General features: G+C 73.5%; 13 protein-coding genes. 2 read left to right on the top strand and 11 right to left on the bottom strand.

Translation table 11 applies throughout. The features are described 5' to 3' along the window. Positions 1 to 116 precede the first annotated feature (116 nt). The 11 genes from C569_RS34795 to C569_RS0125655 all read right to left on the bottom strand — a co-directional run bounded on the left by C569_RS34795 (position 117) and on the right by C569_RS0125655 (position 10,795). Positions 117 to 245, bottom strand: coding sequence for a hypothetical protein (locus tag C569_RS34795; protein WP_018788610.1), 129 nt, complete (start codon positions 243 to 245; stop codon positions 117 to 119). Continuing rightward, a complete protein-coding gene (locus tag C569_RS31070) occupies positions 242 to 643 on the bottom strand; it encodes a hypothetical protein (protein ID WP_018788609.1) in 402 nt (133 codons plus the stop codon). The genes C569_RS34795 and C569_RS31070 overlap by 4 nt, the downstream gene beginning before the upstream one ends. An 80-nt stretch (positions 644 to 723) precedes the next feature. Then, positions 724 to 2,019: a low temperature requirement protein A gene (locus tag C569_RS0125695; protein WP_081636027.1), complete on the bottom strand. Its 1,296-nt coding sequence runs from the start codon at positions 2,017 to 2,019 to the stop codon at positions 724 to 726. A 75-nt stretch (positions 2,020 to 2,094) separates the two neighbouring features. Continuing rightward, entirely contained in the window at positions 2,095 to 3,081 is a 987-nt protein-coding gene (locus C569_RS0125690) for a S1C family serine protease (RefSeq protein ID WP_196806783.1), read from the bottom strand. 345 nt (positions 3,082 to 3,426) lie between these two features. Then, positions 3,427 to 3,891, bottom strand: a complete 465-nt coding sequence (locus C569_RS0125685) for a hypothetical protein (RefSeq protein ID WP_018788606.1) — start codon at positions 3,889 to 3,891, stop codon at positions 3,427 to 3,429. A 10-nt stretch (positions 3,892 to 3,901) separates the two neighbouring features. Next, positions 3,902 to 5,134, bottom strand: coding sequence for an ABC transporter permease (locus tag C569_RS0125680; protein ID WP_018788605.1), 1,233 nt, complete (start codon positions 5,132 to 5,134; stop codon positions 3,902 to 3,904). Then, on the bottom strand, positions 5,131 to 5,874 hold the full coding sequence (locus C569_RS0125675) for an ABC transporter ATP-binding protein (protein ID WP_018788604.1): 744 nt from the start codon (positions 5,872 to 5,874) through the stop codon (positions 5,131 to 5,133). The genes C569_RS0125680 and C569_RS0125675 overlap by 4 nt, the downstream gene beginning before the upstream one ends. Further along, complete coding sequence (locus C569_RS0125670) at positions 5,871 to 7,028, bottom strand: efflux RND transporter periplasmic adaptor subunit (protein ID WP_018788603.1); 1,158 nt, start codon at positions 7,026 to 7,028, stop codon at positions 5,871 to 5,873. The genes C569_RS0125675 and C569_RS0125670 overlap by 4 nt, the downstream gene beginning before the upstream one ends. 75 nt (positions 7,029 to 7,103) lie before the next feature. Continuing rightward, entirely contained in the window at positions 7,104 to 8,669 is a 1,566-nt protein-coding gene (locus C569_RS31060; RefSeq protein ID WP_018788602.1) for a cell wall metabolism sensor histidine kinase WalK, read from the bottom strand. Continuing rightward, positions 8,662 to 9,381, bottom strand: a complete 720-nt coding sequence (locus tag C569_RS0125660; RefSeq protein ID WP_369754102.1) for a response regulator transcription factor — start codon at positions 9,379 to 9,381, stop codon at positions 8,662 to 8,664. The genes C569_RS31060 and C569_RS0125660 overlap by 8 nt, the downstream gene beginning before the upstream one ends. Before the next feature lie 67 nt (positions 9,382 to 9,448). After that, a complete protein-coding gene (locus C569_RS0125655) occupies positions 9,449 to 10,795 on the bottom strand; it encodes an efflux RND transporter periplasmic adaptor subunit (RefSeq protein ID WP_018788600.1) in 1,347 nt (448 codons plus the stop codon). 209 nt (positions 10,796 to 11,004) lie between these two features. On the opposite strand from C569_RS0125655, the gene C569_RS0125650 reads away from it, so the two are divergent. Then, complete coding sequence (locus tag C569_RS0125650; RefSeq protein WP_018788599.1) at positions 11,005 to 11,376, top strand: hypothetical protein; 372 nt, start codon at positions 11,005 to 11,007, stop codon at positions 11,374 to 11,376. A gap of 138 nt (positions 11,377 to 11,514) precedes the next feature. Then, positions 11,515 to 12,334, top strand: an 820-nt coding sequence (locus C569_RS0125645) for a hypothetical protein (protein ID WP_018788598.1), incomplete at its 3' end; no start/stop codon positions are given.

Raw genomic sequence — 12,334 nt, 5'->3', positions numbered from 1 at the left:
CGGCCGTCTCGATCTCTGCGGCGTACCTTGACCTCCTACCCGGGTCTTCAGCAGGGAAAACGGAACGGGGGACGGCGCGGCGCCCGACGGCCGGCCCGCCGGAGCGACGAGGACGGTCAGCCGCCCTCGTGGCTCCCGGCCTCCTCGCGTTCGACGACCGCGGGCGGTGGCGCGACGGGGGTCAACGACGCGGCGACCGGCGCCGGGCCGGTGATCCGCTGGCCGTTGCCGACGTCGAAGGTCACCGTGGCGTTCTGCCCCGAGCGCAGCGACCGGTCCAGTCCGAGGAGCGCGAAGGAGCGGCCGGGCTGCTCGGTGAACCGCAGGAAGCCCAGCGGAGGGAGGTCGACGCGGGCCGGCTGCCGCGGCCCGACGGCGGGTACGCCGGGACTCGGTGACCGGAGGCCGGCGGGCGGTCGGGCGTGGCGGTCGCAGGCAGGTCGCGGTTCGTCGCGACCAGGACGACCTCCCGGGCGTCCTCGCTGGTCACGGTGACCGTGACGGGGCTCTTGGAGTCGTTGTAGAGCACGGCGTGCAAGGGCGCGTCGCCGCCGGCCGGGTAGCCGTCGACACCCGGGTATGCGAGGAGCAGGCCCCGGACGGCGTACTCGCCGTCGTCGCCGGCGAGCGCGCGCCCGGTCACCAGGTTGCGTGCCCGGCAACAGGTCCGTGGGCGGAGTCTGTCGCCTTCGTCGGCTGAAAGAGGCGGTCGATGGTGAACCGTCAGAAGTGCTGCTGCCGCCACTGGCTGACCGCGCGCTCGGCGACCTCCTCCTCGTCTCGCAGGGACGCCTTGATCCTCCGGCGGGCGGCGGCGCCGGTGAACCGGTCGACCAGGACGAGGGCGAGCAGGACCACCGCCAGCGCGCCCAGCGCGGCGAGAGGCGTGACGAGCGTCGCCGGCCAGGCCAGCAGACCGACGACGGCGGCGGTGGCCAGCCTGGTGGGCCGCACCCGGCGGAAGGTGCGCGCGACCACGGCGACCTCGGTCAGCAGGAACAGTGCGGCCCCGCCGTAGAGGGCGACGACCCCGGCCCAGCTCAGCGGCTCGACGACGGCCTCGGCCACCTCTTCGAGGATGAACTTCAGGCCGAGCGCGAGGCTGATGATGCTCATGATCATTAGCAGGTGGAGATAGGTGAAGACGTCCCGGGCCAGCGAGATCCGCCGGATGTCCCGAATGCCGTGCATGGCCTGCTCGACGCTGGGCGCGAGGGTGTCGAAGTGCAGCCACCACAAGGTCGCGAGCAGTAGGATGCCGACGGCCGACCCGGCGATCACCGGCCCGGACAGCGCGAGACGTTCGAACCGGCCCGGTCCGACGCCCAGCGAGATGACCGCCTCGCCGAGCGCGATCAGGACGATCAGGGAGTGGCGTTCGGCCCAGTGCCCGGCCGAAGCCACCGCCCACCTGGAGTAGGGCAGGAACAGGCCGACCGAGTACTCGGCCAGGAGCGCGGCCGCCCACAGGCCGAACCGGGCGTCGACGCGTACGCCCGGCGGCGCCCACCACGCCGCCGTGGCGGCGAGGACGACCAGGACGGCCGCCACCAGTGGCGGCGCGGAGACGAGCGCCAGTTGCCGCCGGGCCCGGCCGGTGCCGGTCAAGGCGAAGAGGAACGCGCCCATCGTGAGTCCGCGCAGGACCAGGTACGTGACCGCGAACACGGTGGGCCCGGCCAGGTCGTCCCGCTGGTTCTCGAATGCCTGCGGGATGGTGATCGCCAGCACGAACGTGGCGACGGCGATGCCGAGCCCGAACACGGGCAGGATCCCCTTGTCGAGGCGGACGAGGTTGCCCAGGGCCGCCAGCACCGTCCAGCACCACCAGAGCAGCGTCAGCACGAGCAACCCGGCGACGACCGACCTCGGGGTCGGGTGGGTGGAGACAAGACCGGTCACGTTGAGGAACGCGAAGACGAAGATGAGGTCGAAGAACAACTCCAGCCGGGTGACCCGCGTCCCCGGCACGACCGGCGTCAGCCACCGCGACCTGCGCACGAGAACGGAAGTACCCACCGCTTCAGTCTTCCCGGGCCTCGGTGAGGCCGCCCCGGTTTCGGCGTAGCACCACCGACATCGCTTGGCGAGGGGTCAGCGGGTGGCAGCGGTCGGCGTGACAGTCGTGCTGCGCCTGTCGGACCCGCGCAGGTAGGTGACCGGCAGGCGTTGACCGGGCTCGACGCCACGTAGGGCCCCGAGGAACCCCTCCAGCGTCTCGGTGCGGTCGCCGGCCAGACCGGTGATGATGTCTCCGGGCCGCAGACCGGCGGCCGCCGCCGGGCCGTCGCCGGCGACGTCCCGGACGAGCACCCCCCGGTCGGTGGCGGCACCGAGGGACCGGGCGATCTCCGCCGTTAGCCGGGTCACGGCCACCCCGAGGTACGGCTGGGTGACCTTGCCGTCGTCCAGCAGGTCGTCCGCGATGTCGACCGCCGTGGCGACGGGAATCGCGAACCCGATGGACACCGCCCCGGTCTGCGGCGGGAGGTACGCGTCGTTGATCCCGACCACCCGGCCGGAGTAGTCGGCGAGCGCGCCGCCGGAGTTGCCGGGGGAGATGGCGGCGTCGGTCTGGATCAGGTCGACCAGGGCGTTGCCCTGACTCGCCGAGCCGGGAATCTCCCGGCCGACGCCGGAGACGATGCCGGCCGTGACGCTGTTGAGGAAGCCGAGCGGGCTGCCGAGTGCCACCACCGGTTCACCTGGCGCCGGCAGTTCGGTGCGCAGCGGCGCGGGCGGCAGGTCGGTGCGTTCCGCCCGCAGGACGGCGAGGTCGGTGACGGCGTCGGCGGCCACCACCCGGGCGGGCACCCGGGTTCCGTCGGCGAGCGCCAGCTCGACCTCCCTCTGATCGCCCACCACGTGCTCGTTGGTCAGAACCAGCCCGCCGTCGCGGAAGACCACACCCGAGCCGAGGCCCTGACCGGTCCGGACGGTGACGACGGAGGGTTGCAGCCGTGCGACCACCTGTGGCAGGCCGGCTGCGGCCGGCGCAGCCGAGACCGTCGACTGGCCGGCAGGTGTCGCCGTGGCATCGCCGTCCGCCGTGCAACCGACTGTCACGGCCAGGAGTGCCACGCTGCCGATGATCGTCGCGTGGCGCCGTCGACGTTCCACGTCTCTGCCCTCCCGGAGAACCTGAGTGGCGACGGGCTCTCCGGCGCCTTTCGCGGCCGCTACCCGCAGCCTGCAGGGACAAACGCCGGGAGGGATCGGTTCGGCCGGTTGTCACGGTGCTGACCGTCGATCGTCATGGCACTGTCGTATTGCCACCGGTCACCCGTGTCGCTGTGCGCGGCGCTTCCGCGCGTCCGCCCGTGGCGTTGCCGGCTGGGGAAGAACGCGCCGAGCGTGCCGGACACCGCCACCGAGTACGCGGCCAGCACCACCTCCAGAACAGACCGCCGCTTCCCAGACAACCGACTATTCCTGCCGGACGATCGTGGCGGCCGTGAGCTCGCCGCCCTGCCCGTCTCCCGTCACCGCGACGGTGTCGCCGGGCCGGAGGTCCTTGAGTGCGGCGGGCAGCTGGACCTGCGTGCTGTCGTCCGTCCGCACGGTGACCGTTTCACCGGACTCGCGCCGAATCTTGACGACGGTCCCGTCGATGCCGGTGACGGTGCCGGTGGTGGCCGGGGTGGCGGTGGCGGCCGGGGGAGCGGCGCCACCGCCACGGGCCCCGCCGCCGCGGGCCCCACCGGCGGGTCCGTCGACCGCTGCTCCGCGTCCCGTCGGTGCGGGCTCGGAGTCCGGCCCGTATGCCAGTTGCGCCTGGGCGCCGCCGGCGAAGCCGCCGACGAGCAGCAGCGCCGCCATGAGCCACGGGGTGGCCGGGCTCCGCCAGGGGCGGGGTCCGGCGGCGAGTGCGGTGTCGAGGTCGGTCGTCATGCTTCACCTGTCATTCGTAGCGGAGTGCGTCGATGGGCCGCAGGCCGGCGGCGCGGCTGGCGGGGACACTGCCGAAGAACAGCCCGATCGCGACGGAGACTCCCAGGGCCAGGGCGACGGAGCTGGGCACGATCACCGGTTGCACGCCGACGATGGTGAAGCGGCTGCCGATGAGTGCGGCGGCCACGCCGAGGCCGCCGCCGAGGACGCTGAGCATCGTCGCCTCGGCGAGGAACTGGGTGAGGATGGTGCGCCGGGGTGCGCCGAGCGCCTTGCGGATGCCGATCTCCCGGGTCCGCTCGGTGACGGTCACCAGCATGATGTTGGTGATGCCGATGCCGCCGACGAGCAGGCTGATGCCGGCGACGGTGCCGAGCAGGACGGTGAAGGTCTGCGCGGTCTCGGTGCGGGTGGCGAGGAGTTGGGCGGCGTTCTGGATCCGGTACGGTGCGGCGTCCGCGCCGGCCCCTCCCCGGCCGGTGGCGGTGGTGCCGGCCGGCAGGTCGAGGCGCTGGTTGAGGATCTGGGTGACCTGTTGCTGGGCGGCGTTGACGCGGTCCGGGCCGGTGGCCTCGACGAGGATGGAGTTGACCGGGCCGTACCCGGTGATGGTCTGCTGCACGGCGGTGAGCGGGGCGACGGCGAGGTCGTCGGGGTCGGCGAAGCCTGATGCCGAACTCTTCTCGGCGAGGACCCCGACGACTGTGAACAGGGCGCCGCCGACGGTGACCTGCTGGCCGACCGGGTCGGTGTCGGCGAACAGTTCGGTGGCGACGGTCCGCCCGAGCACGACCACCCGCCGCCCCTGGGCCACGTCCTGGTCGGTGAAGGCGGCGCCGGCGGCGAGCGGGCTGTTCGACGACCCGAAGTAGGTCGGGTGGGTGCCGAGGAACTGCGCCACCGGGTGCTCGGTGCCGGCGTGGGTCATCGTCGGGGCGCTGCTGACCACCGGTGAGACCGCCCGTACGTCGGGGGCGAGTGCCGGGTCGTGCAGGGACTGCGCGATGTCGACCGTGAGTGCCGACGGCGTCGTCCCGCCGCGGGCGGTGCTGGACACGGTGATGGTGTTGGTGCCCAGCGCCTCGATGCTGCGGTTGACGGCCTGGGCGGAGCCGTTGCCGACGGCGACCAGCAGGATGACCGCGGCGACGCCGATGAGGATGCCGAGCATGGTCAGCGCGGAGCGCAGCTTGTTGGCGGCGACACCGCGGCCGGCGAAGCGGAGGATCTCCAGCAGGCTCACCGGGCACCGTCCTGTCGTACGTCGGTGGTGATCCGTCCGTCGAAGAGGGTGACCAACCGACGTGCCCGGGCGGCAACCTCCGTCTCATGGGTGATCATGACGATGGTGCGGCCGGCGGTGTGCAGCTGGTCGAGGATGCCCAGCACCTCCTCGGTGGAACGGCTGTCCAGGTTTCCGGTGGGTTCGTCGGCGAGGATCAGCGCGGGCTCGGTGACCAGGGCGCGGGCGACGGCGACGCGTTGCTGCTGACCACCGGAGAGCTGGTTCGGTTCGTGGTCGGCCCGGCCGGCCAGTCCCACCATGTCCAGGGCCGCGAGAGCCCGTCGGCGTCGCTCGGCGGGCTTGATGCCGGCGTACGCCAGGGGCAGCTCGACGTTGGCCACCGCCGAGGTGCGGGGGATGAGGTTGAACGACTGGAAGACGAAACCGATACGCCGGTTGCGGACGAGAGCCAGCCGGGCGTCGTCGAGCCGGCTGACGTCGACCCCGTCCAGGTGGTAGGTGCCGGTGCTGGGCACGTCGAGGCAGCCGAGGATGTTCATCAGCGTCGACTTGCCGGATCCCGAGGATCCCATGATGGCCACGTAGTCCCCGGCTGCGACGGTCAGCGACACCCCACGCAGGGCGTGCACGGTCGCCTCGCCCTGCCCGTACACCTTGGTCAGGTCCTTGACGTCGAGCACCGGACGGGTCCGGGCCGCGGCGGTGCGGTGGTGGTGGCCGACCAGGTGGAGGGTCATCGGTTGCCCCGTCCGCCGCCACCGGTCAGGCCGCCGCCCGCCGGTCCGCCGCGCCCGCCGCCACCGGTGCTCGTCTCGGCGTCGCCGGTGCTGGGCAGCAGGACCCGGTCGCCCTCGGTCAGGCCGGAGGTGATCTCGACGAGTTGGTCGCCCCGCAGGCCCACCTCCACAGGGCGGACGACCGGGTCGCCGTTGTCCAGGACGGTCACGGTGTTCCGGTTGCCGGCGCCGGTGACCGCGAGAGCCGACACCGCGACGACGTTCTCGGCCGTGTCGAGGGTGACGGTGACCTGCACGCTCTGGCCCGGCCGGGCGGCGTCGGGACGGTCCTTCAGGCTCAGGGTGACGCCGTAGGTCACCACGTCGTTTGCGGTGGTGGCGTTCGGGTCGATCGCGGCGAGCGTCGCCTGCGCGGTGGTGCCGGGCAGCGCGTTCCAGCTGACCGTGGCCGGCATGCCCGCCTTGAGCCGGGTCGCGTCGGCCTCGGGTACGGCGGCGGAGACCTCCAGCCGGGTCAGGTCGGCGATCTGCACGAGTCCCTCGCCTCCCGTACCGGACGGCGTGCTTGCGGCCCCGGAGGTGCCGCCGCCGGTGGCCGCGCCGCCCGCCGAAGTGCCGGAGTCCCCGACGCTGCCGTTGACGGCCACCACGGTGCCCGCGATCGGCGCGGTCAGGGTGGTGCCGTCGACCTTCTCCCGCGCAGCGGCGACCTTCAGCTCCGCCTGGGTCACCGCCGCCTCCGCCTGGGTGGTGGAACCCTCGGTCTCCGCCGCCCGGTCCGCCGCGTCCCGCGCCGCATCGAGGTCGGCGTCCGCCGCCGCGAGCTCCCGCTTCGCGGCCGAGGCGTCGACCCGGGCCAGCACCTGGCCCTTCTTCACCGGGTCGCCGACGGCGACGGCGATCTCCGTGATCGTCCCGGCGGTGGCGAAGGTCGCGCTCGCGGTCGTCGCGCTGCGCACCGATCCGGGTACGGAAACCGCGGACGTCACCGTCGCACGGCTGACCGGCACCGTCCGGGCCTCGCCGGTAGTCGCGGTCTCCGGTGCGCTGAACGCGGTGTACGCCCAGCCGCCGGCGAGCAGCACCGCCGCGGCGAGGCCGGTGTTGACGAGCAGGGACGGGCCGCGGGCAGGGATGAGTCGTCGCAGACGCATGCCCGACAGCCTTCAGGTGGCGGCTCGGAGCGGACCCGGCGCCACCTCGGAGCCGGCTGGGAGTCGGGCGGCGGGTCAGCTGTGCGTGGTGCGCAGCAGGTCGACCAGCTCGCTGCGGTCGGCATCGGGGACCGAGGGCAGCAGGACCCGGAAGGTGGCCCCCCGGCCGGGGGCGGTGAGCAGTTCGACCCGGCCCCCGTGTCCCCGCACGAGGGCCGCCACGATGGACAGGCCGAGGCCGGACCCGCCGCTGCCGCGGGTCCGGCTCGGATCGGCGCGGTAGAGCCGCTCGAAGACCCGTACGGCCTGGTCGGCCGCGAGGCCGGGCCCGTCGTCGGTCACCTCCAGCACCGCGGCCGGCGTTGCGGCGGGCAGCGGATCTCCCACGGCCGCGACGGGCGGCGGTCCGGCCGGTGCACGGCGCAGCAGCCCGGTGCGGACCGTCACACGGGCCTGCGGTGGTGTGTGCTGCAGGGCGTTGTTGAGCAGGTTGGCGACCACCTGGCGCAGCCGGTGCTCGTCGCCGGTGACCATCACCGGTTCGAACCCGTCGCCGTCGAGGGCGGCCAGGCGGATCCGGCGTCGGGGCGCGCGGGCGTGCGCGTCGCGGACGCTGTCGGCGGCGACGCCCAGCAGGTCGACCGGCTGTTCCCGCAGAGGGCGTTCGTGGTCGAGCTGGGCGAGCAGCAGGAGGTCTTCGACGAGCAGACCCATCCGCGCGGCCTCGGCCTCGATCCGGGCCATCGTTCCGTCCAGCTCCGGGCCCGGTGGGGTGCCGCCCCGGCGGTACAGCTCGGCGAACCCACGGATGGAGGTCAGCGGCGTCCGCAGCTCGTGCGAGGCGTCAGCGATGAACTGCCGCAGCCGCCGCTCCGACTCACGGCGCGCGGCGACCTCGGTGGAGATCCGGTCCAGCATAAGATTGAGCGCCCCGCCGAGCCGGCCGGGCTCGGTGTGCGGATCGGCGTCGGGCACCCGGCGGGACAGGTTTCCCCCGGTGATCTGGGCCGTGATCTGCTCCATCCGGGTCAGCGGCCGGAGTCCGAGCCGGACCACCACCGCGGCGAGCGACGCCAGCAGCAGCAGGACGACCACGATCACGACCGCGTCGATCAGCAGCAGAAGGTCGGTGGTCTCCTCGACCTCGCGCAGCGACACCGCCAGCACCGCGATGCCCCGGTCGTCGCCGCGCTCGACCACCAGGACCCGCCAGGCGGCCGCGTCGTCGGCGGCCCCGACGGTGTACGGGCGGGTGCCGGCGGCCCGGGCGACCAGCCTGTCGTACGGCTCGACCATCGGCACCGTGGCCGACTCGTCGGAGCGCCGGACGTCCTCCAGGTTGCCGTCCGGGCCGTACAGCAGCACCACCTGCTCCGGCCCGAGCCGGGCGCGCGGCAGCACCCGGGTGCGCTCGTGCGGGTCGTAGGACGGGGCGGCGTCCCGGGTGAACGGTCGGCTGACCGTGCTGAGCTGCTCGTCAACCCGGTCGGTGAGGGTCCGGCGCAGCAGCACCAGCCCGGCCGCGTTCGCCAGGACCAGCGCGAGCGCGGTCAGCGCCGCCACCACCACGACCAGCCGGGACCGCAGGGTCCAGCGTCCCCACCGGCGCAACCGCCGCCGGGCGGCGCGGCGGCTACCCACCGTCGTCCGGTCCCGGACGCGGCAACCGCAGCGTGTAGCCGACGCCGCGTACGGTGTGCACCAGCGGCGGTGCCTGTACGTCGATCTTCCTGCGCAGGTAGTAGATGTACGACTCGACGATGCGTCCGTCGCCGCCGAAGTCGTAGTTCCACACCCGGTCGAGGATCTGCGCCTTGCTGACCACCCGGCCGGCGTTGACCATCAGGTACCGCAGCAGGTTGAACTCCGTCGGCGACAGCTCGACCACCCGGCCGGCCCGGCGTACCTCGTGGGCATCCTCGTCCAGCTCCAGGTCGGCGTAGCGCAGCACGCCGTCCGGCGCCGGCGCGTCGTCGGCGCGGCTGCGGCGCAGGATCGCCCGGATCCGCAGCACCACCTCCTCCAGGCTGAACGGCTTGGTCACGTAGTCGTCCGCCCCGACGGTCAGCCCGGAGATGCGGTCCTCCACAGTGCCCCGCGCGGTGAGGAACAGAACCGGCACCCCGGCGCCCGCACCGCGCAGCCGCCGGGCGACCTGGAAGCCGTCGAGGTCGGGCAGCATCACGTCGAGCACCACCAGGTCCGGGTCGAACTCCTCGGCCATGGTCAACGCCTCATGGCCGCCGCCGGCCACCCGGACGTCGAACTCGACCAGTCGCAGCGTCGCCGACAACAGGGCACGGATGTTCTCCTCGTCGTCGACGACGAGCACACGGGTACGGCGATCGGACACGGTTGCCAGGTCTATCCGGGCAACCTCGGAGCGAGCTGGGAGCGACCTGTCCCCGAGCTGAGCGGGATCATCCGGTGGCGAGGACCAGGTCGCCCTCGGCGAGACCGGACCTGATCTCCACGAACTGGTCCCCCCGGACACCGGTCACGACGGCGCGCGGTTCGGCCGCCCCGGCGAGCAGGACGGCGGCTGATCCATCCGAACGCACCCGGACCGCGCCGGCCGGTAACCGCAGCACGTCGGTGACGGTGGCGATCCGGATCCGCACGGCGGCGCTCTGCCCGATCAGCAGGTCGTCCGGAGCGTCGTCCAGCGCGAGCCGGACCCCGAACCGGACCACCTGACCGTCGTTGGCGCCCACCGGGTCCAACTGGACCACCTCGGCCGCCAGGTCGGTCTCGGACCGCCCGGCCGGGGTCACCGTGGCGGTCTGCCCCACCGCGATCCGCCCGGCGTCGGCCTCCGGAAAGGTCGCCGTGACCTGCATCCCGTCGACGACCGCCAGTTCGACGAAGCGCGCACCCGCTGACACCCGGGCTCCCACCGGCCCGGCCACCGACAGCACCCGGCCGTCGACCGGCGCGGTGATTGTCGTACCGGCCAGCCGGTCCTCCGCCTCGGCGAGGGCCAGCTGCGCGGCGGTCACCTGCTGGTGCGCCCGCAGCAGCGGGTCGGCACCCGCGTCGGCACCGCCCGGTCTCGAACCACCGGGCTGCGCCAGGCAGCCCGGATCCGCCGGAGCCGGAGCCGTCGCAGTGGCCACCGGCCCGTTCCTGGTGCCGCCCGGCGACGGCTCGGCGGGGGAGCCCGGCGATCCCGTGGGAGCCGGGTCGGCCGACGGCGCGGGGGAGTGCGAGGGCTGTTCGGAGCCGGTTCCCGGGTTGGGTGATCCCGTGTCGCCCGGGGACGTCGTCCGGACGGTGTCGCCCGTCGCGGCCGCGGCAGCCGCACCTCCCGCGCCGCCGCCCGGCGCGGCCGCGCCGGGCGACGTGGCGCAGGCGGTGGTGTCCGGCTCCTCCTCGGCCTCGAGGTCGTCGAGCGCGGCCCGTGCGTCGGCCAGGGCCTGCTCCGTGCGCGTCACCTCGGCGCGGGCCTCGCCGTCGTCGAGGACCGCCAGCACCTGACCGACGGTGACGTCGACCCCTGGACGGACCCGGACCTCGGTCACGGTGCCGGCCGCGGTGAACGCGAGTCCACGGTCGGCCGAGGGTCGTACCGAGCCGGTCGCCGCGACCGCCGAGGTCACCTCTCCCCGTTCCACCCGTACGGTCGCCGCCGGGGCCGCGGTCCGGTCGGCCCCGCCGGACAACGCGGCCGCGCCCACCGCGGCGGTGACCGCGACCAGTACGGCGGTGGTGGCGGCGGGTACCGGCCGGCGCCGGATCGCCCGCCACACGTGCAGGTGGAAGCCCATGGCTGGCGATCGTCGACCCACTTCCTGACAGTGGGCTCGGCCGTACCTCAGAGTTACCTCACAGCCCGGTGTTCCGAGGTGACTCCCAGGCCCGTCGGAGCCGCGCCGGAGGTTTGTCGTCTCTGCTGACCCGTCGTGCGGGCGTGGGCCCGCACCCGAGACCCGAGGAGAGTCAGATGCCCCGCATCCATCGACGACCGGCCCTGACCGTGGCGGTCGGCGTCACCCTGCTCGCGCTCGCGGCCGGCTGCGGCGGCAAGCCGGTGGCCGGGCAGTCGCAGCCGGCCCAGCCGCCGGCCGGTGGGCTGGCCGCGTACGCGGCATGCCTGCGCGAGCAGGGCATCGACGTACCCGAGGAGCTGCCCTCGGCCCGGCCCGGCCGCAGCGGACAGGCGGACCGGAGCGCCCGGCCGACGACCCGGCCCTCCGCCCGGCCCTCCGGCCAGCCGGGCGACGGGAACCGCCAGGGCGGCGGGCCGGAGGCGCTCCGTCCGGCCGATGTCGACGACGCCACCTGGGCGAGTGCCCAGCAGGCGTGCGAGGGCTCACGTCCGCAGGGCGGCCGGCGCGGCGAGGGCTGACCCCGGGCGCAGGGCCGGGGCAGATGAGTGCCGGGGCGACGAAACCTTCCACGACGGCGCGGAGTGTCTGTCTGCGAGCCGCCCGGCCGACAGAACCCGGCCGGGCGGCGACCACCCCCCCGTACCGGAAGGATCTCCATGTCAAGGATCACCCGTCCCGGCCTGACCGCGGCGGCCTGCGCCCTCGGGCTCGGCGTCACCGTCGCGCTGACCGGGCAGCCCGCGCAGGCCGCCGCGCCCGTTCTCAGCTATCCGTGTGAGCGGATCGCCTGGAGTTCGGACGGCAACTACCACGACCGTGACGACATCGGCGCGTCGGCGATGGCCCTGGCGCTGCTGGCCGAGCGGGGCCAGCAGTCCCGGCTGGTGCACTGGGACTACAACTCGCACCTGGGCAGCTCGACGGCGAGTTGGGAGCGGGACATGGTCACCGCGACCGAGGGTACCGGCGGTCAGTTCGGTTACGACGTGGCCGGTATCTTCCGTAACAGCCAGACGAATCTCAACGCCGCTGTGACCCACCTGCGGTCGGCGGTTGACGTCTCCACCGCCGCCAACCGGCTGTGCCTGGTCGGTGCCGGCCCGATGGGTGTGGTGTACCGGGCGTTGCAGGGCTCGAACACCGCGGCGCGTAAGCACGTCACGTTGATCTCGCACTCGGACTGGAACAACAACCACGACGACGATGACAACAAGTGGAACCTGGCCGACATCCGTCGCGACTTCCCGCAGGTGAAGTACAAGCGGATTCCGGACCAGAACGCCGGTCTGGGTACCGGTGGTGGTGAGGAGAAGTGGGCCTGGATGGCCGGTGACTCCGACCAGCGGCTGCGCTACGTGCACAACGTGGTCAACAACATCATGAACAAGAAGGGCGATGTCTCCGACGCCGGGATGATGTACTACGTGATCACCGGCGACGACTCCGGAAACGCCACCAAACTGCGCACCTTCCTGA

The organism is Micromonospora sp. CNB394 (assembly GCF_000374985.1).
GTDB lineage: Bacteria > Actinomycetota > Actinomycetes > Mycobacteriales > Micromonosporaceae > Micromonospora > Micromonospora marina.
Note: the sequence above shows the minus strand (reverse complement) of the source record. Positions and strands in the feature narration are given on the sequence as shown.